The following is a 19,147-nucleotide window of genomic DNA, read 5'->3' as shown; positions in this document are numbered from 1 at the left end:
GGCGTGGACGAGGAACGCGACGGGGTGCCGCTGAGCAGCCTCGACTCGCCGCTCGGTGACGGGCTGGAGGTCACCAAGCGGGCCCTGGTCGACCACCTGGACGCCGTCGCCGACCGGATGGTGCCGCTGCTGGCCGGCCGGCCGCTCTCGGTCGTGCGGGTGCGCCCGGGCCAGGCACCGTTCATGCAGCGGAACGTGAGCAAGGGCGCCCCTGCCTGGGTGCGCACCGTGGCCGTCTGGGCGGAGTCGGCGCACCGCGAGGTGCACCAGGTGCTCTGCGACGACCGGCGCACCCTGCTGTGGCTGGCCAACCAGCGTGCGGTCGAGTTCCACGTGCCCTTCCTCCGGGTCGGGTCGCGCGAGCCCACCGGGCTGGTGCTCGACCTCGACCCGCCCGACGGCGCCGACTTCCCCGCCGTCGTGGCCGTCGCCCGGCTCGCCCGCCGGGTGCTGGAGGAGGTCGGGCTCGCCGGCGCGGTGAAGACCAGTGGCTCCTCGGGGCTGCACGTCGTCGTCCCGGTGCACGGCTCGCCGGTCGAGGACGTCGCCGCGGCCACGCGGGCGCTCGCCCGGCGGACGTCGCAGCTGGACCCCGCCGTCGCGACGACGGCGTTCCTCAAGGAGGAGCGCGAGGGGCGTGTCTTCGTGGACTCCACCCGGTCGGGCACCGGCACGGTCGTCGCCGCCTACAGCCCGCGCGTGCGGCCGGGGCTCCCGGTGTCCGCGCCCGTGGACTGGGCCGACCTGGACGCAGTCCGGCCGGGTGACGTCACTGTCACCTCCTCGGCACCGCTGCCCGACTGGGCGGCCCTGCTGCCGGAGCCGCAGGAGCTCCCGGCCGACCTCGTCGCCGAGGGCCACACGATCCCGGTGGCCCGGGTGCAGGCCATGCACGAGGGGAAGCGGCGGGCCCGTCTCCGGCGGGCCTCCGAGGGAGGGTGACGGGGCGGGTTCCGACGGCGTCGGGGCCCGACCCTCCTGGCCTACGCTGCCACCCGTGACCGGCGCCCCCGAGGAGATCGTGCGCCACGCGGCGCGGACGCTGATGAGCGGCCGCCGACTGGACACCGGCACCCTGGCGGCCGAGCTCGGCATCTCCCGCGCGACGCTGTTCCGCCGGGCCGGCAACCGCGACGCGATCCTCGGCGACGCCCTGGCCTTCCTCGGGCGGCGCACGCTGGCCGCCATCCAGCGCGAGCACGACGCCCGGCCGACCGGGGACGGTCCGGCGACCCGGCTGCGCTCGCTGGCCGTGAGCGAGGACTTCCGCTACGCCCTCAGCACCGCCCTCCCCGTCCGCCGGCTGCTCGACGAGGAACCGGCGACCGCGATCCGGGTGCTCACCGATCCGCAGGGCCGGGTGCAGCCACGGGTGGTCGAGGCCTACACCGAGCTGTTCCAGCGCGACGTCGACGACCACGGGCTCGTGCCGCAGATCCCCGTGCCGTTGCTCGCGCTGGCGGTGGTGCGGCTGGGGGAATCCTTCCTCTACTCCGACGTGCTGGCCGCCCGGGCGCCGGACCTCAAGGCGGCGACGACGGTGCTCGACGCGCTGATCACCAGCGTCCTCGGCATCGAGGGGAGCTGACGGCCGGCTCTCGTGGTCCGGTCACCGGCGCCAGAAGAGGTGGTGGACCACCCCGCTCGGGCTGGGTACCACGTCGCGGTGGTACCGGTCGAGCAGCTCGTCGGGTGAGCTCCAGAGCCGCGTCCCGGAACCCAGCTCCAGCGGTGCCACCGCGACGTGCAGGGTGTCCACGAGGTCGGCGTCCAGGAACTGCCGGACGGTGGTGGCCCCGCCGCCGAGCCTGACGTCGCGGCCCTGCGCCGCCTCCCGTGCCAGTCCGAGGACCGTGGTCGGGTCGCCGTCGACGAAGTGGAACGTGGTGTCCGACAGCGTGAACGACGGCCGCGGGTGGTGGGTCAGGACGAACACGGGGGTGTGGAACGGTGGCTCGGCGCCCCACCACCCCTCCCACTCGTGGTCCTGCCACGGACCGCGCTGGGGGCCGAACTTGTTGCGGCCCATGATCTCGGCGCCGATGCCGTGCGCGAAGTCGCGCGTGAAGTAGTCGTCGAGGCCGCGGCTGCCGCCGGGTCCGGTGCGGTTCGGGAAGCTCGCGGTCGCCACGGCCCAGGCCATCAGCTCCATGGGGTCGGCATGGCCGAACGGCCGCTCCAGGCTCTGCCCCTCGCCGGCACCGAAGCCGTCCCTCGAGACGGTGAAGTTCTGGACTCTCAGCAGCTGGTCCACGGGGCTCCTCCTGGGTGGTCGACGACGGTTGGACCGCCCGAGCCGGGAGAACTCATCGCCGGAGGGGTGCGTCGTCCCCAGGGGGCGTGCCCGTCCACAGACCACCGCGCGGGCGCACCGGCTGTCGGTGGCCGGCCGCAGGCTGTCCGGCATGACGACCGATCCGCAGACGCTCGCCTGGCTCGACCAGGAGGACAGCCGGCTGGCGCAGACGATCCGTGCCCACCGGGTCGCCGTGCAGTACGTGATGCGCGGCGAGGAGTCCGACGAGCCGCCGTTCGGCTACACCGTGGGCCTGTTCGGGGTCGGGCACCCCGAACTGGTCGTGGTGGGTACCGGCCACGAGTCGGCGTGCGGCCTGCTGAACCACGTCGCCGGGCTGGTGCTCGCCGGCCGGGACCTGGTGCCCGGCGAGGTGATCACCCACGGCAGGGCCGAGCCGCTGGTGGTGGAGGAGCTGCCCAATCCCGGAGAGGTGCTGTACACCGCCAACCGCTTCTACCAGCGTCCGGACGAGTTCTCCGTGCCCGCCTACCAGCTCACCTGGGCGCACCGGGACGGCGGCTTCCCCTGGGACCCGGGCTACCCCTGCCCGCCGGAGTGCCAGCCCCGGCCGGGCACGTGGCGCGCCTGACCGGGTCAGTCGAGCCCGAGGTCGCGGCGCAGCTTGGCCACGTGCCCGGTGGCCTTGACGTTGTAGGAGGCGCGCTCCACCCGGCCCTCGGCGTCGATGACGAACGTCGAGCGGATCACGCCGACCACCTCCTTGCCGTACAGCTTCTTCGGGCCGTACGCGCCGTAGGCCTGCATCACCTGCTTGCCGGGGTCCGAGACCAGCGTGATGCGCAGGTCCTCCTTCTCGCGGAAGCGGGCGAGCTTCTCGACCGGGTCGGGGGAGATGCCGATGATCTCCAGCCCCGCCTCGGCGAGGTCGCCGGCCGCCGCCGTGAAGTCGACGGCCTGGGTGGTGCAGCCGGGGGTCAGCGCGGCCGGGTAGCAGTAGACGATCACGCGCCGGCCGCGGTAGGCCGACAACGACACCGGGGTCCCGTCGGCGTCGGGCAGCGTGAAGTCCGGCGCCGGGTCGCCGGGGGCCAGGCGGACGGGGGCGGCGTCGGTCTCGGTCATGCCGCGCATCCTGCCGTGCCCCGAGGAGGAAGTCGCACGCGGGCGTCAGCCGGGCAGGAAGGAGAAGCGCACCTGCCGCTGGTGGTTGTCGGTGTTGGTGTCCACCAGGCAGATGCGCTGCCACGTGCCCAGCATCAACCGGCCCTCCAGCACCGGCACGCTCGCGTGCGGCGGGACGAACGCCGGCAGCACGTGGTCCCGGCCGTGCCCCGGGCTGCCGTGCCGGTGGCGCCACCGGTCGTCGCGGGGCAGCAGCTCCTCGAGCTGGGCCAGGAGGTCGTCGTCGCTGCCCGAGCCGGTCTCCAGGATCGCCAGCCCGGCGGTGGCGTGCGGGACGAAGACGTGCAGCAGGCCGTCGCCCTCCTGCTGCACGAACTCGGCGCAGTCGTCGGTGAGGTCGACGACGACGGGGACGCCGCCGGTCCGGACGGCACGCAGCTCCGATCTCATGACCGGTGATCCTGCCGGAGATCCGGTCGCCCGTCCCCTCCCGCTGGACGTGGTGCCGCGGCGGGCGCGCACTACTGTCGGCACCCGTGACGCAGCCTCGATCCACGCCCCGTGCCGACGGCCGATGGGCCGACCAGCTCCGCCCGGTGACCATCACCCGCAACTGGCTCGACCACGCCGAGGGCTCGGTGCTCGTCGAGTTCGGCCGCACCCGCGTGCTCTGCGCGGCGAGCGTCACCGAGGGCGTGCCGCGGTGGCGCAAGGGCTCGGGCCTGGGCTGGGTGACCGCCGAGTACTCGATGCTGCCGCGCGCGACGCACACCCGCAGCGACCGCGAATCGGTCCGGGGCAAGATCGGCGGCCGCACGCACGAGATCAGCCGGCTGATCGGCCGCTCGCTGCGCGCCTCGATCGACCTGGGGGCGCTGGGGGAGAACAGCATCGCCATCGACTGCGACGTCCTCCAGGCCGACGGCGGCACCCGGACCGCGGCCATCACCGGTGCCTACGTCGCGCTGGCCGACGCCGTCTCGTGGCTCGGCGAGCGCGGGAAGCTGGCGAAGAACGAGCCGCTGGCGCAGTCGGTCGCCGCGGTCAGCGTCGGCGTCATCGACGGCGAGCCGCGGCTGGACCTCGCCTACGAGGAAGACGTGCGCGCCGGCACCGACATGAACGTGGTCTGCACCGGGGACGGCGGTTTCGTCGAGGTGCAGGGCACCGCGGAGGGCGCGGTCTTCGACCGGCCGACCCTCGACGCGCTGCTCGACCTGGCGGTCGCCGGCTGCGCCGAGCTCACCCGCCTGCAGGCCGAGGCGCTGTCGCGGGAGCCGGTCGGCCGATGAGCACCCGCCTGCTGCTGGCCACCCGCAACGCCGGCAAGCTCGCCGAGCTGCAGCGGCTCCTGGAGTCCGCGGTGCCCGGTGTCGAGGTCGTCGGCCTGCGCGACGTCGAGGAGTACCCCGAGGCGCCGGAGACCGGTGCGACCTTCGCCGACAATGCGCTGCTGAAGGCACGCGAGGCGGTGCGTTACACCGGCCTGCCCGCGGTGGCCGACGACTCCGGGCTCGTGGTCGACGCGCTCAACGGCATGCCCGGGATGCTGTCGGCGCGCTGGTCGGGCCGGCACGGCGACGACGACGCCAACACCGCGCTGCTGCTCGGCCAGCTCGCCGACGTGCCCGACGAGCGGCGGGGTGCGGCGTTCGTCTGCGCCGCCGCGCTGGTCACCCCCGACGGCACCGAGCGGGTGCTGGAGCGGGAGTGGCGCGGGCAGGTGATGCGCGAGAAGCGGGGCACCAACGGCTTCGGCTACGACCCGGTCTTCGTCCCGGACGGTCTGGAGGTGACCTCCGCGGAGCTGGAACCGGCGGAGAAGGACGCCCGCAGCCACCGGGGCCAGGCGTTCGCGGCGCTGGTGCCGGTCCTGGCCGAGGTGCTGACGCCGCGGTGAGCCCCTCGTCCGGTCAGTCCCGGCGCAGCGAGAAGCCCAGCCAGGCCAGGGAGTCCTGCTCCTCGGGCTCGACGTGCCGGCCGGGGCGCGCCGGCTGCTCGCCGTCGCCGACCGGGACGGGGGCGTCCGCCTCCCGGGCGCGGTGCCGGCCGCGGGCGGGCACGGCGGCGGTGGGGTGGACGACGGCGGCGCGCACCAGGGCGGCCGGGAGCCAGGTCGCGGTCGAGGTGGCGCTGGAGGTCATGACCACCCATCGGCTGCCGATCCGCCGCGGCGCAGGGGTGGGATCCCCGCGCCACCCGGCCGGGTGACCGACCGGGGCTGACCGGTGCGTGACCTTCCACCGGGCGGGGCATCCCGGGGCGATGCAGGTCTTCGTGGACGCCGCCCGGACGCTGTGGTTCGCCGACGGCACCCCGGTGACCGCGGCCTCGGGCGTGGCCCCGCTCGGGGACGGCTGGCTGGTCGTGCAGGACGACTCGACGGTCGCCGCCTGGCGCCGGCCGGACGAGGTGGTGGCGGTCGAGGTGCTCCCGCCCGTCGAGGGGCTGCGCACGTTCCGGGAGGCCGAGGGCACCAAGCACCTCAAGCCCGACCTGGAGGTGGCCTGCCCGGCGGAGGTGGACGGGGAACCGGCGGTGCTCCTCCTGGGGTCGGGCTCCTCGCCCCGGCGCATGCGCGGGGTGCTGGTGCGGCTCGAGGACGGGCGGCCGGTGGTGCGCTCGGCGCAGCTCGGCCCGGTGTACCGGCGGGTGGCCGAGTTGCTGGAACTGCCGATGGACCACGTGAACCTGGAGGGGGCGAGCCGCCACGGCGACGTGGTGCGGTGGTTCAACCGGGGGAACCTGATGGCCGGCGTCCGCTCGGCGAGCGTCGACGTGCCGCTGCAGGACCTCGTCGCCGCCGTCCTGGGCCGGGCGGACCCCGCCGCCGTCCGGGTGGACCGGCCCCGGCGGTACGAGCTGGGGAAGGTCGAGGGCGTGGGCCTCGCGATCACCGACGCGGTCGCCCTGCCCGACGGCCGGGTGCTGCTGAGCGCGGCCGCCGAGGACACCCCGAACGCCGTGGACGACGGTCCCGTGGTCGCGACCGCGATCGCGCTGCTGGACGGCGACACCGTGCAGGCGGTCGCGCCCATCCCTGAGGTGGACGGTCACGTGCACAAGGTGGAGGGTCTGGCGCTCTGCGGGGTCGACGGCGACACGGTGCACCTGCTGGCCGTCGTGGACGACGACGACCCGGACACCCCGTCGGCCGAGCTGGAGCTGCGCGTCGTCCTGGGCTGACCGCCGCGGTCAGCCGGCCCCGTGGAGCAGTTCGGCCCTGCGCTCGAGCCGCCGGGGGGCGACGAGGACGAGCACGGCCAGCGCCGCAGCCACCGCGACCCCGACCCACCACCAGGGGGACTGCGCGACCGCGAGGAAGCCGGTGACCAGGGCCAGGACGGCGGGGAGCGCGAGCGCGCGGGTCCGCGTCGCGTAGATGGTGAGCAGGCGGTCCTCCACGAGGTGCAGCGCGGCCTCCCGCAGGGCGTCGTCCTCCGGCACCGGGCCCCGGCGGGCCGCCCGTTCCACCGCGGCGCGCTGGTGCTCGGGTACCTCCTCGACGGCCGCCATCGAGTCACGGATGGTGGTCGCGGTGACGAAGCCGAGGACGGGAGCGCAGACGACCATCACGCCGACGCCCATGAGCACGGCCGCCGTCCAGCTGCGGTCGCCCGCCAGCCTGAAGACGAGCACGGAGAACGGCGCGAGGAGCGCCCCCATCACGATGCCGACCTGCCACCAGGGCGCTCGGAGCAACCACGCGTTCACCGGGGAAGCCTGCGGGGTCGCGCCCGGGCGCCGCGCTCCCCGTCACCCGGTCGGGGGACGCCGCACGGTCCCGGCTCGGGCGAGTGCGGGAGGGGGGAGTCGAACCCCCACGCCCGAAGGCACCAGATCCTAAGTCTGGCGTGGCTGCCGTTACACCACTCCCGCGTGGCCCCGGAGTCTAGGAGCACCCGGGCGGGTGGCCGCGGAGGACCGTCGCCGCGCTGACCTGCGGCACGTCTGGCAGGCTGTCGCCGTGCCCCGCGACCCACGACAGATCCAGCTCGAGATCGATGCGGCCCGCGAGTCGCTGGCCGCCACCCTGGACCAGATCGCCTACCGGAGCAGCCCGACCCGCCTGAAGGCGCAGGGCCGGGACGCCGTCCAGCGCTTCCTGGGGACCCCGGCGGGCCAGGCCACGGTCGGCGCCGTCGGCCTGCTGGTGACCCTGGTCGTCGTCCGGAAGGTCCGGCACCGCCGCAAGGACGAGGTCCAGGTGCTCGGCCGCCGCATGGTCGTGGTCGACAAGGGCCACCGCACGCGCTGATCCGGTGCGTCGCGACCCGGTCGGCCCGGGCCAGGAGTCGGTCTGGGACTACCCGCGCCCGCCGTCGGCGCGGGTGAGCGACCGCCACGTCGTCGTCGAGGTGGCCGGGCGGGTGCTCGCCGACACCCGGCGGGCGGTGCGGGTCTGCGAGACCAGCCACCCGCCGGTGTACTACGTCCCGCGCGAGGACGTCGCCGTCGATCTGCTGGAGCGGGCGCCGGGCCGCTCGGTGTGCGAGTGGAAGGGCGCGGCGACCTGCTGGGACGCCGTCGTCGACGGCCGGCGGACCGCCGAGATCGGGTGGTCCTACGAGGACCCCGCCCCCGGCTACGAGCGCCTGCGCTCGGCGATCGCCTTCTACCCCGGCAGGGTCGACCGGGCGCTGGTCGACGGCGAGCAGGCGCGGTCGCAGCCCGGCGGCTTCTACGGCGGGTGGATCACCGACGAGATCGCCGGGCCCGTCAAGGGCGGGCCCGGCTCCCTCGGCTGGTGAGCGGCCTCAGGCCTGGCTGCGCACCAAGGGCATGACGACGGTCTGCAGCACCTCGTCGGCGTAGGCCTCGTCGACCGGGAGACCGGTGAGGAGCCAGCGCTGCACGATCAGCGCGCTGATGCTCTCGGCGGCGACCGAGTGGCGAAAGGCCGGGCCGATCTCCCCGCGCGCCTCGGCCTTGTCCCACATCTGCTCGAAGGTGTGGTTCCACACCGTGAGTGGGCCGTTCCGGAACGCCTCGGCCAGGGCCGGATGCCGGGGCATGGTCGACAGCAGGGACAGGGTGGCCGCGCCGGTCGGGCCGTTCACCACGCCGACGAACCTGTGCATGATCTGCCGCAGGTCCCCCTCGAGGGAGCCGGTGTCCGGGCTGTGCACCTCGTCGCGGTTGAGGTCGGCGATGGTGTCGACGACCAGGTCCTGCTTGGTGCGCCAGCGGCGGTAGATCGTGGCCTTGCCGACGCCGGCCTCCGCGGCGACCGCGTCCATGGTCAGCGCGCCGTAACCCACGTCGGCGAGCAGCCGGAGGATCGCGGCGCGGATCACGCCGTCCCGGCTGGGGTCGCGCGGGCGGCCGCCGCGACTCGGACGGGCGGCTTCTGCGGTGGGGAGAGCGGCCATGGGCAAACCTTAGACATTCAAGTTGTGAAAGTGCTGGAAGTCCTCTGTGAGTACCCCGGAAGAGCGTTCCGATACCGCCGCGCGCCTGTCCCGCACACCCCGACCGGTGGGTCACCCTGTCGTCGTGGGAACCATCTGCGGCGGGGTCTGCGGGTGCCGCCAGAACTGGGAGGTACCCGGCCGGGCCGGTCGCGCGCTGCTGGCCACCTCGATCGGGCACGTGCTGCCGCACGTGGCCCGCACCGCGAAGGCGCTGGGCCTCACCGTGCACTCGGCGCCCCAGGTGGTCGACGTCGTCGACGACCGGGGCGGCCGGGGCCTGGAGCGGCTGTTCCAGAAGCTGGCCCGGGAACTGACCGGCGCGGAGACCGAGGCCGTGCGGGTGGCCACCGACCCGCCGGACGACGGCGCCGCGCTCACCGCCCGGCTGCTCACCGCGCCCACGCTCGCCGTCGAGCTCGCCCGGCGCGGGGTGACCGTGGAGGTCGGCGTCCTCGCCGAGGCGGAGTTCTGGTCGGTCTACCAGCCGATCGTCTCGCTGGCCGACCGCTCGGTCGTCGCGCACGAGGCGCTGCTGCGCGGGCTGGTCGACGGCCGGGAGGTCGGGGGTGGGGACCTGTTCTTCGTCGCCGAGTCCGCCGGCTGGCTGCACCGGCTGGACCGCATCGGCCGGGAGTCCGCCATCGCCGGCGCGGTGCCGTGGCTGGGCGCGGACGACCTGTTCGTCAACTTCAACCCGACCTCCATCTACCGGCCGCAGGTCTGCCTGGCCAGCACCGAGCGGGTCGCGCACGACGCCGGCGTCGACCCGTCCCAGCTGGTCTTCGAGGTGGTGGAGTCCCACGCGATCGCCGACCGCGGGCACCTGGTGTCGGTGCTCGAGCACTACCGATCGCTGGGCTGGCGGGTCGCGCTCGACGACGTCGGCGCCGGCTGGCCCAGCCTGTCGCTGCTGGCCGCGGTCCGGCCCGAGGTGGTCAAGCTGGACAAGGGGCTGGTGCAGGAGCTGCCCGACGACGGCGCCCGCACGGTGCTGAAGGCGGTGACCGACCTGGCCCACCAGCTGGGGGCGGTCGTCGTGGCCGAGGGGATCGAGACCGAGCAGCTGGCCGAGGAGGTCACTGCGTTGGGCGCCGACATGGGCCAGGGGTGGTTGTTCGGCCGGCCGGTGCGCCCCGAGCCCCCGGCGGCGGAGCGCGAGGGGCGCTGGCAGCCGGTGGAGCGCACCCGCTGAGGCAGGCGCAGCCCAGCGCCCAGCCGCTGAGCACGGGGCGGCCGTGCTCGTGCCCCAGGACGCCGTAGCGGCCGGCGGGCAACGCGAACAGCGCCCCGGCCTCGGGAGCCAGCCCGAGCCACCGGGCCGTCAGCACGCGCAGCACGTGGCCGTGGGCGACGAGCGCGACGTCGCCGTCGGGGAGCCGGGCGCGCACCCGGTCGAGCACCCGGTCGACGCGCGCACCGACGTCGGCCAGCGACTCACCGGGGACCTCGGCATCCACCGTGCCGTCCCGCCAGATGGACCACTCCCGGCCCAGCTCCTCGCTGATCTCGGCGGTCGTGCGGCCCTCGTAGCCCCCGTAGCCGAGCTCGACCAGGTCCCGGTCGACGGCCGTGGGGGTGATGCCGGCGAGCTCCGCGGTGCGCCGCGCCCGCTGCAGCGGGCTGACCCGCACCTCGGCGAACTCCCGGCGACCCAGCGCCTCGCGCAGCCCGCGAGCCTGCTCCTCGCCCTCGGGCAGCAGCGGCAGGTCGGTGGCGCCGGTGTGCTGGCCGGTGCGGCTCCACTCGGTCTGCCCGTGCCGCAGCACGACCACCTCGCCCGTCCGCCCGCCGCCGTTGCCGCCCACGCAACCCATCGAACACGCCGACGCGGGAACACGCGCGCCCGCCGACGCGCTGGCCAGGGCCATGACGACTGCTGAACTGAGCGACACCTTCTCCATCGGCGGCGACCTCCCCGTGCACCGCCTCGGCTACGGCGCCATGCAGCTGCCCGGCCCCGGTGTCTGGGGCGAGCCGGCCGACCGCGCCGCCGCCGTCCGCGTCGTGCAGGCCGCCGTCGAGCAGGGCGTCGACTTCATCGACACCGCCGACTCCTACGGCCCCGAGATCAGCGAGCAGATCATCGCCGAGGCGCTGCACCCGTACCCGGAGGACCTCGTCATCGCGACCAAGGCCGGGCTCACGCGGCAGGGCCCGGACGTCTGGACTCCGGTCGGGCGCCCCGCCTACCTCAAGCAGCAGGTCGAGCTCTCGCTGCGGCACCTGAAGGTCGAGCGCATCGACCTCATCCAGCTGCACCGGATCGACTCCGAGGTGCCGCTGGCCGACCAGCTGGGTGCCTTCGTGGAGCTCAAGGAGCAGGGCAAGGTGCGGCACATCGGCGTCTCGGAGGTGTCGGTGGAGGAGCTGCAGGCCGCCCGTGAGATCACCGAGATCGTCAGCGTGCAGAACCTCTACAACCTGACCACCCGGCAGAGCCAGGACGTCCTGGACTTCGCCACCGAGCGCGGCATCGCCTTCATCCCGTGGTTCCCGATCGCGACCGGGAACCTGGCCGCCCCGGACAGCCCGGTGGCCGACATCGCCCGCGAGCTGGACGCCACCCCCTCGCAGGTGGCGCTGGCGTGGCTGCTGCAGAAGTCGCCGGTGATGCTGCCGATCCCGGGCACCAAGTCGGTCGACCACCTGACCGAGAACCTGGGTGCGGCGCGGCTGACGCTCTCGGCCGAGGACATGGCCCGCCTGGACGCGCTGGCCTGACGAGGGACTTCGGCGCCGTTGGGCACGGTCGCGGAGGCATAGGAAGCTTCACCTGCGTCGAGCAGCCCCCGGACGCCGGTAGAGCTTCCTATGCCCCAAGGGCGACGGGCGCTCCGGACCCCGGCTCGACGGCCGGGTGCGGCACGCGTCACCATGGGCTGCGTGGACGCCGAGGACTTCCGCCAGGTCAAGGACGCCGTTCGCCAGCTGATCCGCGAATCGGTGCTGCCCCGCGAGGAGCAGATCGAGGAGGAGGACCGCATCCCCGACGACCTGCGCGCGCAGGCCGCCGAGATGGGGCTCTTCGGCTACGCGCTGCCCGAGGACTACGGCGGGCTGGGCGTCACCATGAGCGAGGACGTCGAGCTGGCCATGGAGTTCGGCTACACGACGCCGGCCTTCCGCTCGCTGTTCGGCACCAACAACGGCATCTCCGGCCAGGTGATCGCCAAGTTCGGGAACGAGGAGCAGAAGAAGAAGTACCTGCCACGCCTCTCCGCGGGCGAGCTGATCGGCTCCTTCGCGCTCACCGAGGCCGAGGCCGGCTCCGATCCTTCCGCGCTGCGCACCAGCGCCCGCCGGGACGGCGACGAATGGGTGATCAACGGCAGCAAGCGCTACATCACCAACGCACCGATCGCCGACCTGTTCGTCGTCTTCGCCCGGACCGACCCCGAGCAGAAGGGCGGCCGCGGCATCTCCAGCTTCGTGGTGGAGACGACGACGCCGGGTGTCACCGTCGGCCCCCGCGACAAGAAGATGGGCCAGGCCGGCGCCTGGACCTCCGAGGTGTACTTCGACGACGTGCGGGTGCCCGCCGAGGCCCTGATCGGCGAGGAGGGGCGGGGCTACTCGAAGGCGCTCACCGTGCTCTCCCGCGGCAGGCTGCACATCGCGGCGCTCTGCGTCGGCATGGCGCAGCGGGTGCTCGACGAGTCGGTCGCCTATGCCGCCACCGCCAAGCAGGGCGGGGCCCCGATCGGCCGCTTCCAGCTGGTGCAGGCGATGCTCGCCGACATGCACGCCGAGCTGCTCGCCGGCCGGAGCATGGTGCGCGACGTCGCGGCCCGCTACGACTCCGGCGAGGACACCTCCGTCGGCCCGTCGTCGGCCAAGCTGTTCTGCACCGAGATGGTCGGGCGCGCCGTCGACAAGGCCGTGCAGGTGCACGGCGGCATGGGATACCTGCGGACGACGCCGGTGGAGCGCTTCTACCGCGACGCCCGCCTGTTCCGGCTCTACGAGGGCACCAGCGAGGTGCAGCGGGTCATCGTCGGTGGCGCGCTGCTGCGCGAGGCCGGCATGCCCCGTGCCTGAGCTGACCCCCGAGGAGCGGGAGGTCCGCCGGGAGGCGGTCGGCGAACTCGGCGCGGCGCTGCGCGAGCTCGTCGACGCCGCCGTCCGCACCGAGGTGCCGCTCGACCGGCTGGCCGGGGCGGCCAGCGCGGCGCGGGAGCTGACCGCGCTGCTCTCGGCCGACCTGCGCGAGGTGCACGAGATCGCCTCGGTGGACGACCCGGACAGCGGGCAGCGCTGGTACAGCCCGGTGTACGGGCCGGGCAGCCCGGTCGCCCCGCCGATGGTGGTCGACGACTTCCCGGACGAGGGCCGGTGCGTCGGCCACGTGACCGTCGCCAAGTCGCTGGAGGGGCCGCCGGGTCTGGTGCACGGCGGGGTCGTGGCCACGCTGCTGGACCACGTGCTCGCGCGCTCGGCGCGCGGGGCCGGGCACGGCGGCCTCACCGCGACGCTGACGGTCACCTACCGGCGGCCGGTGCACCTGGGCATCCCGCTCGTGGTGACCGGCCGGCTGGTCTCCGCCGAGGGACGGCGCGCCACCGCCACCGCCCGGCTGGTCGCCGCGGACGACCCGGGCACCACGCTCGCCGAGGGCGAGGCGCTGCTGGTCGCCCTCCGGGCCGAGCGGGCGTCGGAGGTCTTCGCGCGCACCGGCCGGAACGTCGGCGCCTGGACCAGTCGCAGCTGAAACCGGTTCGGGAACCGCTCGGTACCCGGTAGCGTCCGCCCTCCACCCAGGCACCAGGAGGGCCCGTGCGACGCACCCAGGTCAGCTACAGCGGCTCCTACCAGCCGCTCACCGCGCCGTCCGCCGCGGCGCCCGACGAACTGCGACCGGAGCTGGCCGACGTCGGCCGGCTGGCCCGCCGCGGCGTGCGGGCGCTGGTGGGCGCGGCGCGGGCGGGGGAGCGGCCGCAGCTGTCCCAGGTGCTGGCCGCGCACCTCGGGAACGCCGCCGAGGGGCTGGACGTGGTCGAGGAGACCTGGCCGGGCTACGAGCACGTCAACGTCCAGGCCGGCGTCGACGCCTGGCTGGGCCGGCCGGGGCGGCGGCACGAGCTGGTCGGCGTCGCCGGCTTCCAGCACATGCACTTCGGGCTCGGCGACCTGCTGGGGTCGGCGGGGGAGCACCCGCACGGCCCGCGGCCCGGGAACCCGGCCACGGTCAACCTCGCCTGCGGCCCCGACGGCGAGGTGCGGGCCTGCCAGCGCTGCGCGATCTACCTGGTCACCGAGCCGGACGGGGGCCGCGCCGCGCTGCTGCTGCGCGGCGCGTCGCCGGAGATGGGCATGACGCAGGTGTCGGTGCAGCTGGTCGGCACCGACCTGGCCGGCGTGGCCGGGGCCGCGGCCGAGATCCGCGCCGCCAGCGTCGAGCACAACGTCTTCCGCGGCCAGGTGCTCTCCTTCGGGCAGGAGGTGTTCGGGCACGGGCAGACGCTCCTGCAGTTCCACCGCCGTCCGCAGCTGCGGGCCGACCAGCTGGTCCTCGCACCGGCCACCCTCGCCGAGATCCAGCGACAGGTGGTCGACGTCGCCCGGCACAAGGAGCGGTTGCTCGCCGCCGGGCAGCACCTCAAGCGCGGGGTGCTGCTCTACGGCCCGCCAGGTGTGGGCAAGACCCACACCGTCCGGTACCTGGTGAGCAGCCTGCACGGCACCACGGTCATCCAGCTCACCGGCAACGCCCTGCACCTCATCGCCGAGGCGTGCTCGGTGGCGCGGGCGCTGCAGCCGGCGATGCTCGTGGTGGAGGACGTCGACCTCATCGCCGAGGACCGCGGCATGCACCCCGGCCAGCACCCGCTGCTGTTCCAGCTGCTCAACGAGATGGACGGGCTCGCCGAGGACGCCGACGTCGTCTTCGTGCTGACCACCAACCGGGCCGACCTGCTGGAGCCGGCGCTCGCCGCCCGCCCGGGCCGGGTGGACCAGGCGGTGGCGCTGGACCTGCCCGATGCCGTGGCACGGCGGGCGCTGTTCGAGCTCTACCGCGGCGAGCTGGAGGTGGACACCAGCGGCCTGGACGACGTGCTCGCCCGCACCGAGGGCGTGACGGCGTCCTTCCTGAAGGAGCTGCTCCGACGGGCTGCGCTGGTCGCCGCGTCACGGAGCCCGGACGGCGGCGCGCTCGCGGTGTCGGCCGGCGACCTGACCGCGGCGCTGGACGAGCTGCTCGACACCCGCAACGCGATGACCCGCACCCTGCTGGGCAGCGTCCCCGGCTGAGTCAGTCGGCCCGAGGGCCGGGCGCGTTGGCCGGGTCGCCGGCGGGGTCCATCGCCGGGCCACCCGCCGGGCGCAGCAGTGCTCCCGCCCCGCCCGCACCGCTGCCGAGCGCGGCGACGAACTGCCGGAGCACGTCGTCCCCGGTGTGGAACGGGGCCCAGTCGAGCAGCTTGCGCGCCCGGGCGGTGTCCAGCGCGGGCACCTGCGTGCCGATGTCGAGCCACCCGGGCTCGGTGGGCACCAGGTGCGCGGCGAAGGCGGCGTGCAGCCCGGCGCGCAGTGCGACCGCCGGGGTGGGCACCCGCCGCGAGCCGAGGGCCTTCGCCAGCGCGTCGGCGTCCATCAGCGGCTCGGCCGCCAGGTTGAACGGGCCCGGCGCGCGGCGGTCGAGCATCCGCGTGATCGCGTCGGCGACGTCGTCGGCGTGCACGAAGGCGATCGCCAGCGCGGGCAGCGGCAGCGGCAGCAGCCGGGCGACCGCGCCGGGCAGCATGCGCGCGGCGCCGAACAGCAGCGGGCCCAGGAAGTAGCGGCCGATCTCGCTGCCGGCCTGCGGCTGCAGCACCAGGGTGGGCCGGACGACGGTGAGCGTGGTGTCCCGGTGGCGGCCGAACACGTCGCGGACCACGCTCTCGGCCCGCGACTTGTCGCGGCTGTACTGCGCGCTCGGGATGCCGGTGGTCGGCCAGTCCTCCGTCACCCGGAGCCCGCGCGCGCCACCGGCGTAGGCGCCGATGGAGCTCATGTGCACGAACTGGTCGACGCCGGCGGCGGCCGCGGCGCGGGCCACCCGCCGGGTGCCCCCGACGTTCACCTCGCGGAGCCGCTCGGGCTGCCGGCCCGGCTGCAGCGCCCAGGCCAGGTGGACGACGGCGTCGGCGCCGTCGACGAACTCGGCGATCTCCCGCTCGCTCGCGGCCTCGCCCAGGTCGGCCAGGTGCCAGCGGACGCCGTCGTAGGGCGCGGTCGACGGCGGGCGCCGGCGGGCCAGCCCGCGGACCTCGGCGACGCCGGCCGACGGGTCGGTCAGCCGGCGCAGGAGGGCGGTGCCGACGTTGCCGCTGGCACCGGTGACGGCGATCGTGCGGCCGCGCAGCTGGCCGGGGGAGAGGTTCGGCATGACCTGCCGCTACCCGCCCGTCCTCCGGCCAACCGGCACGGTGCGGGTCAGCCCCGCAGCCCCGACGGCGTCACCCCGCGCGCGGTGTCCGCGTCGAGCGACCGCCCCCGCAGCTCGGGCAGCGCCAGAGCGGCGAGCGAGGCGACCAGGAAGAAGGCGGCGAACGTGGCGAAGACCAGGCCGGTGCCCCCGGCGTCGACCAGCAGCGGCACGCACAGCGGGGCGGCGATGGACGCGAGCCGGCCGAACCCGGCCGCGGCGCCGGCGCCGGTGGCCCGCAGGGCCGTCGGGTAGATCTCCGGCGTCACCGCGTAGAGCGCGCCCCAGGCGCCGAGGTTGAAGAACGACAGCACCATGCCGGTGAGCAGCACCGCGGTGTCGGCGTCGGCGGCCGCGAAGAGCCCGGCTCCCAGAGCCGAGCCGAGGAGGAACGTCGCCAGGGTGGGGCGCCGCCCCCACTTCTCGATCAGGTAGGCCGCCACCGCGTACCCGGGCAGCTGGGCGAGCGTGATGTACAGCGTGTACTCGAAGGACTTGACCAGCGAGAAGCCGTCGTTGAACAGCAGCGTCGGCAGCCAGATGAAGGCGCCGTAGTAGGCGAAGTTGATGCTGAACCAGACGATCCAGAGGGCGGCGGTCCGCCGGGCGGCGCCACCGGTCCACAGCGCCCGGGCGCCCGGCGGGGCCGTGGGCGGGGCCGGCGCGGGGGACGGCACGGGAGCGACATCGGCGGCCCGCTCGAAGCGGCGCACCGTGGCCTCGGCCTCGTCGGTGCGCCCGCGCAGCTCGAGGAAGCGCACCGACTCGGGCAGCCCCCGGCGCACGACCACCGCGTACAGCGCCGGCACCGCGCCCAGGGCCAGCGCCCAGCGCCACCCGTCGTCGCCGGCGGGCACCACGAAGTAGCCGATCAGCGCGGCCAGCGTCCAGCCGACCGCCCAGAACGCCTCGAGCAGCACCACCACCCGGCCGCGCACCCGCGCGGGGGCGAACTCGCTGACCAGCGTGGAGGCGACCGGCAGCTCGGCACCCAGCCCGAGGCCGATGAGGAAGCGGAAGACCAGCAGCGCGCCCACCGACCACGACAGCGCCGCCGCACCGGTCGCCAGCCCGAACACCAGCAGGGTCAGCGCGAACACCTGGCGGCGGCCGAACCGGTCGGCGAGCAGCCCGCCGAGCGTGGCGCCCAGCGCCATGCCGACGAAACCGATCGACCCGATCCACGACACCTCGCCGTTCGACAGCCCCCACTGCGCGACCAGCGCCGTCATCACGAACGAGATGAGCCCGACGTCCATCGCGTCCAGCGCCCATCCGATGCCCGAGCCCACGACCAGCCGGTGGTGCTCCCGGTTGACGGGCAGCCGGTCGAGCCGCTCGGCGCGGGTCAGCGGCGACGTCGTCTCGTTCATGCCGTGCAGTCTCGCAACACCCGGGCTCAGCCGCGGACGTGGGCGGTGACCAGATCGGCGGTCCGCTCCGCGGCGAGCTCCGGGATCCAGTGCGTCACGTCGTCGAGGACGTCGAGCCGGTAGGGCGCGTCGACGAAGCGGGCGGTGTCCTCGGTCGCGGCCCGGCCGAGGAAGGCGTCGCCGGTGCTCCACACGTGCAGGGTGGGCACCCGCACCTTCCCGACCGGGTCGCGCCCGCTCCAGGGCAGGGCGCGGTACCAGTTGATGGCCGCCGTCAGCGCCGCCGGCTCGCGCATCCGCCGGACGTAGCGGTCGACGGCGTCGTCGGGCAGCCCGCCGTGCCGCAGCACCCGGCGCAGCACGGCGCCGTCCCCGGCGAGCAGCAGCCGCTCGGGCAGCAGCGGCAGCTGGAAGAGCCCCACGTAGTACGAGCGCAGCGCCTGGTCGCTGGTCCCCATGGCGCGGGCCATGGCCCCCGGGTGCGGCACGGAGAGGGCGGTGAGCGTGCGGACGCGCTCCGGGTGCCAGGCGCCGAGCGCCCAGCCGACGATGCCGCCCCAGTCGTGCCCGACCACGTGCGCGGACTCCAGCCCGGCGGCGTCCAGCAGGGCGAGGACGTCGTCCGCCGTCTCGCGCAGCCGGTAGGGCGCGCGGCCGCGCGGGCGGGCCGCGGGGGAGTAGCCCCGCTGGTCCGGCGCCAGCGTGCGGAGGCCGTGCTGGTGCAGGGCCGGGGCGACCCGGTCCCAGGCGGTGGAGTCCTGGGGGAAGCCGTGCAGGAGGACGACGGGGTCGCCGTCGGCCGGCCCGGCGTCCCGGACGTCGAAGGTGAGGCCGTTCCGCCGGAAGCTGTCCACCACGGAACTGTGCCCCGTGCACCAGCGGTCCGCACGGGGGACGCCCGGGACGGGCGGCTCCGCGACCGATCGGGGACGATGACCCGGTGACCGCCTCACCTCTCGAGCTCATCGTGCTGGTAGACGAGGACGGGCAGGCGATCGGCACCATGCCCAAGCCGGAGGTGCACCACGGCGAGACGCCGCTGCACCGCGCGTTCTCGGCCTACCTCTTCGCCGACGACGGCCGGCTGCTGGTCACCCGCCGGGCCGAGGACAAGGCGACCTTCCCCGGCATGTGGACCAACACCGTCTGCGGCCACCCGGGCCCCGGTGAGGACGACGGCGAGGCGATCGCCCGCCGCGCCGGCTTCGAGCTGGGGCTCGGCGTCTCCGACGTCCGCCCCGCGCTGCCGGGCTACCGCTACCGCGCGGAGTTCCGCGGGATCGTGGAGAACGAGGTGTGCCCGGTCTACGTCGGGCGCTTCACCGGCTCGCCCGCGCCCGAGCCCACCGAGGTGGGTGACTGGGAGCTGCTGGACTGGGCCGCGTTCCGCCGCCGGCAGGAGACCGAGGGCGACGCCTGGTCGCCGTGGTGCCGGGAGCAGACGCGGCTGATCGAGGAAGCCGGCCTGCACCGCCGCTGACCACTCCCCGTCACGGCACGCGGGCCGCCGGGTGCACCGCCGCGAGGTCCGGCGCGCCGTCGACCGGCCTCCGCGGTGTGGTGCGCGGCC

At 75.0% G+C, this 19,147-nt stretch carries 24 protein-coding genes and 1 tRNA gene; 14 read left to right on the top strand and 11 right to left on the bottom strand.

All coding sequences use genetic code 11. The features are described from left to right. Positions 1-3: 3 nt before the first annotated feature. On the top strand, positions 4-942 hold the full coding sequence (locus BMW62_RS14240; protein WP_211435125.1) for a DNA polymerase domain-containing protein: 939 nt from the start codon (positions 4-6) through the stop codon (positions 940-942). A gap of 55 nt (positions 943-997) precedes the next feature. After that, positions 998-1,588 carry a QsdR family transcriptional regulator gene (locus BMW62_RS14235; protein WP_091931639.1) on the top strand — a complete coding sequence of 197 codons (591 nt, stop codon included), beginning with the start codon at positions 998-1,000 and terminating at the stop codon, positions 1,586-1,588. A gap of 21 nt (positions 1,589-1,609) precedes the next feature. Here BMW62_RS14235 and BMW62_RS14230 read toward each other — a convergent pair whose 3' ends face one another. Next, positions 1,610-2,254: a dihydrofolate reductase family protein gene (locus BMW62_RS14230; protein ID WP_091931636.1), complete on the bottom strand. Its 645-nt coding sequence runs from the start codon at positions 2,252-2,254 to the stop codon at positions 1,610-1,612. Positions 2,255-2,405: 151 nt separating this feature from the next. Here BMW62_RS14230 and BMW62_RS14225 point away from each other — a divergent pair, with 151 nt between their 5' ends. After that, positions 2,406-2,888, top strand: a complete 483-nt coding sequence (locus BMW62_RS14225) for a DUF4262 domain-containing protein (protein WP_091931726.1) — start codon at positions 2,406-2,408, stop codon at positions 2,886-2,888. A 5-nt stretch (positions 2,889-2,893) separates the two neighbouring features. On the opposite strand, the gene bcp is transcribed toward BMW62_RS14225, so the two are convergent. Both bcp and BMW62_RS14215 read right to left on the bottom strand, forming a co-directional pair. Beyond that, positions 2,894-3,382, bottom strand: a complete 489-nt coding sequence (gene bcp / locus BMW62_RS14220) for a thioredoxin-dependent thiol peroxidase (RefSeq protein WP_091931633.1) — start codon at positions 3,380-3,382, stop codon at positions 2,894-2,896. 45 nt (positions 3,383-3,427) lie between these two features. Beyond that, complete coding sequence (locus tag BMW62_RS14215) at positions 3,428-3,832, bottom strand: YjbQ family protein (RefSeq protein WP_091931630.1); 405 nt, start codon at positions 3,830-3,832, stop codon at positions 3,428-3,430. A gap of 86 nt (positions 3,833-3,918) precedes the next feature. Here BMW62_RS14215 and rph point away from each other — a divergent pair, with 86 nt between their 5' ends. After that, positions 3,919-4,674 (top strand): ribonuclease PH, encoded by a 756-nt coding sequence (gene rph, locus BMW62_RS14210; RefSeq protein ID WP_091931628.1) that lies wholly within the window; start codon positions 3,919-3,921, stop codon positions 4,672-4,674. Continuing rightward, complete coding sequence (rdgB, locus tag BMW62_RS14205; protein WP_091931625.1) at positions 4,671-5,282, top strand: RdgB/HAM1 family non-canonical purine NTP pyrophosphatase; 612 nt, start codon at positions 4,671-4,673, stop codon at positions 5,280-5,282. Before rph ends, rdgB begins: the two co-directional genes overlap by 4 nt. Positions 5,283-5,295: 13 nt before the next feature. On the opposite strand, the gene BMW62_RS14200 is transcribed toward rdgB, so the two are convergent. Beyond that, positions 5,296-5,526 (bottom strand): hypothetical protein, encoded by a 231-nt coding sequence (locus BMW62_RS14200; protein WP_139206269.1) that lies wholly within the window; start codon positions 5,524-5,526, stop codon positions 5,296-5,298. 121 nt (positions 5,527-5,647) lie between these two features. On the opposite strand from BMW62_RS14200, the gene BMW62_RS14195 reads away from it, so the two are divergent. Beyond that, positions 5,648-6,568, top strand: coding sequence for a DUF6910 family protein (locus tag BMW62_RS14195; RefSeq protein ID WP_091931619.1), 921 nt, complete (start codon positions 5,648-5,650; stop codon positions 6,566-6,568). A 9-nt stretch (positions 6,569-6,577) separates the two neighbouring features. On the opposite strand, the gene BMW62_RS14190 is transcribed toward BMW62_RS14195, so the two are convergent. Together BMW62_RS14190 and BMW62_RS14185 are read right to left on the bottom strand one after the other, a co-directional pair. Beyond that, on the bottom strand, positions 6,578-7,096 hold the full coding sequence (locus tag BMW62_RS14190; protein WP_091931616.1) for a hypothetical protein: 519 nt from the start codon (positions 7,094-7,096) through the stop codon (positions 6,578-6,580). 84 nt (positions 7,097-7,180) lie between these two features. Further along, positions 7,181-7,261: transfer RNA gene (locus BMW62_RS14185), tRNA-Leu, on the bottom strand. Positions 7,262-7,349: 88 nt separating this feature from the next. Between BMW62_RS14185 and BMW62_RS23495 the strand changes: the two genes are divergently transcribed. Next, positions 7,350-7,640, top strand: a complete 291-nt coding sequence (locus BMW62_RS23495; protein ID WP_280138658.1) for a DUF3618 domain-containing protein — start codon at positions 7,350-7,352, stop codon at positions 7,638-7,640. Positions 7,641-7,644: 4 nt separating this feature from the next. Next, entirely contained in the window at positions 7,645-8,133 is a 489-nt protein-coding gene (locus tag BMW62_RS14175) for a DUF427 domain-containing protein (protein ID WP_091931614.1), read from the top strand. A gap of 6 nt (positions 8,134-8,139) precedes the next feature. Here BMW62_RS14175 and BMW62_RS14170 read toward each other — a convergent pair whose 3' ends face one another. Then, complete coding sequence (locus tag BMW62_RS14170) at positions 8,140-8,754, bottom strand: TetR/AcrR family transcriptional regulator (protein WP_091931611.1); 615 nt, start codon at positions 8,752-8,754, stop codon at positions 8,140-8,142. Between the two features lie 124 nt (positions 8,755-8,878). On the opposite strand from BMW62_RS14170, the gene BMW62_RS14165 reads away from it, so the two are divergent. Next, positions 8,879-9,988, top strand: a complete 1,110-nt coding sequence (locus tag BMW62_RS14165; protein WP_091931608.1) for an EAL domain-containing protein — start codon at positions 8,879-8,881, stop codon at positions 9,986-9,988. Here BMW62_RS14165 and BMW62_RS14160 read toward each other — a convergent pair. Continuing rightward, entirely contained in the window at positions 9,873-10,601 is a 729-nt protein-coding gene (locus tag BMW62_RS14160) for a histidine phosphatase family protein (RefSeq protein WP_244524045.1), read from the bottom strand. The two genes, BMW62_RS14165 and BMW62_RS14160, sit on opposite strands and share 116 nt — an antisense overlap. 61 nt (positions 10,602-10,662) lie before the next feature. On the opposite strand from BMW62_RS14160, the gene BMW62_RS14155 reads away from it, so the two are divergent. The 4 genes from BMW62_RS14155 (at position 10,663) to BMW62_RS14140 (ending at position 15,045) form a co-directional block, all read left to right on the top strand. Continuing rightward, the gene (locus tag BMW62_RS14155) at positions 10,663-11,517 is read left to right on the top strand and encodes an aldo/keto reductase (RefSeq protein WP_091931602.1); all 855 of its coding nucleotides are present in this window, start codon (positions 10,663-10,665) and stop codon (positions 11,515-11,517) included. 153 nt (positions 11,518-11,670) lie between these two features. Further along, positions 11,671-12,834, top strand: coding sequence for an acyl-CoA dehydrogenase family protein (locus tag BMW62_RS14150; RefSeq protein WP_244524044.1), 1,164 nt, complete (start codon positions 11,671-11,673; stop codon positions 12,832-12,834). After that, a complete protein-coding gene (locus tag BMW62_RS14145; protein WP_091931599.1) occupies positions 12,827-13,504 on the top strand; it encodes a PaaI family thioesterase in 678 nt (225 codons plus the stop codon). Before BMW62_RS14150 ends, BMW62_RS14145 begins: the two co-directional genes overlap by 8 nt. 65 nt (positions 13,505-13,569) lie before the next feature. Further along, positions 13,570-15,045 carry an AAA family ATPase gene (locus BMW62_RS14140; RefSeq protein ID WP_091931596.1) on the top strand — a complete coding sequence of 492 codons (1,476 nt, stop codon included), beginning with the start codon at positions 13,570-13,572 and terminating at the stop codon, positions 15,043-15,045. A gap of 1 nt (position 15,046) precedes the next feature. On the opposite strand, the gene BMW62_RS14135 is transcribed toward BMW62_RS14140, so the two are convergent. Genes BMW62_RS14135 through BMW62_RS14125 form a run of 3 tightly spaced genes read right to left on the bottom strand, consistent with a single transcriptional unit; the run spans position 15,047 to position 18,431 of the window. Further along, a complete protein-coding gene (locus BMW62_RS14135) occupies positions 15,047-16,165 on the bottom strand; it encodes an NAD-dependent epimerase/dehydratase family protein (RefSeq protein WP_091931593.1) in 1,119 nt (372 codons plus the stop codon). 47 nt (positions 16,166-16,212) lie between these two features. Beyond that, on the bottom strand, positions 16,213-17,577 hold the full coding sequence (locus BMW62_RS14130) for an MFS transporter (protein WP_091931590.1): 1,365 nt from the start codon (positions 17,575-17,577) through the stop codon (positions 16,213-16,215). Positions 17,578-17,603: 26 nt separating this feature from the next. After that, entirely contained in the window at positions 17,604-18,431 is an 828-nt protein-coding gene (locus BMW62_RS14125) for an alpha/beta fold hydrolase (RefSeq protein ID WP_091931588.1), read from the bottom strand. Between the two features lie 86 nt (positions 18,432-18,517). On the opposite strand from BMW62_RS14125, the gene idi reads away from it, so the two are divergent. After that, on the top strand, positions 18,518-19,057 hold the full coding sequence (gene idi, locus BMW62_RS14120; RefSeq protein WP_091931585.1) for an isopentenyl-diphosphate Delta-isomerase: 540 nt from the start codon (positions 18,518-18,520) through the stop codon (positions 19,055-19,057). The last annotated feature ends 90 nt before the right edge of the window (positions 19,058-19,147 follow it).

It is taken from the genome of Blastococcus sp. DSM 46786 (assembly GCF_900109665.1).
Taxonomy (GTDB): Bacteria; Actinomycetota; Actinomycetes; order Mycobacteriales; family Geodermatophilaceae; genus Blastococcus; species Blastococcus carthaginiensis.
The sequence above is the reverse complement of the archived record's forward strand: the minus strand, read 5'-3'. Positions and strand labels throughout refer to the sequence as shown.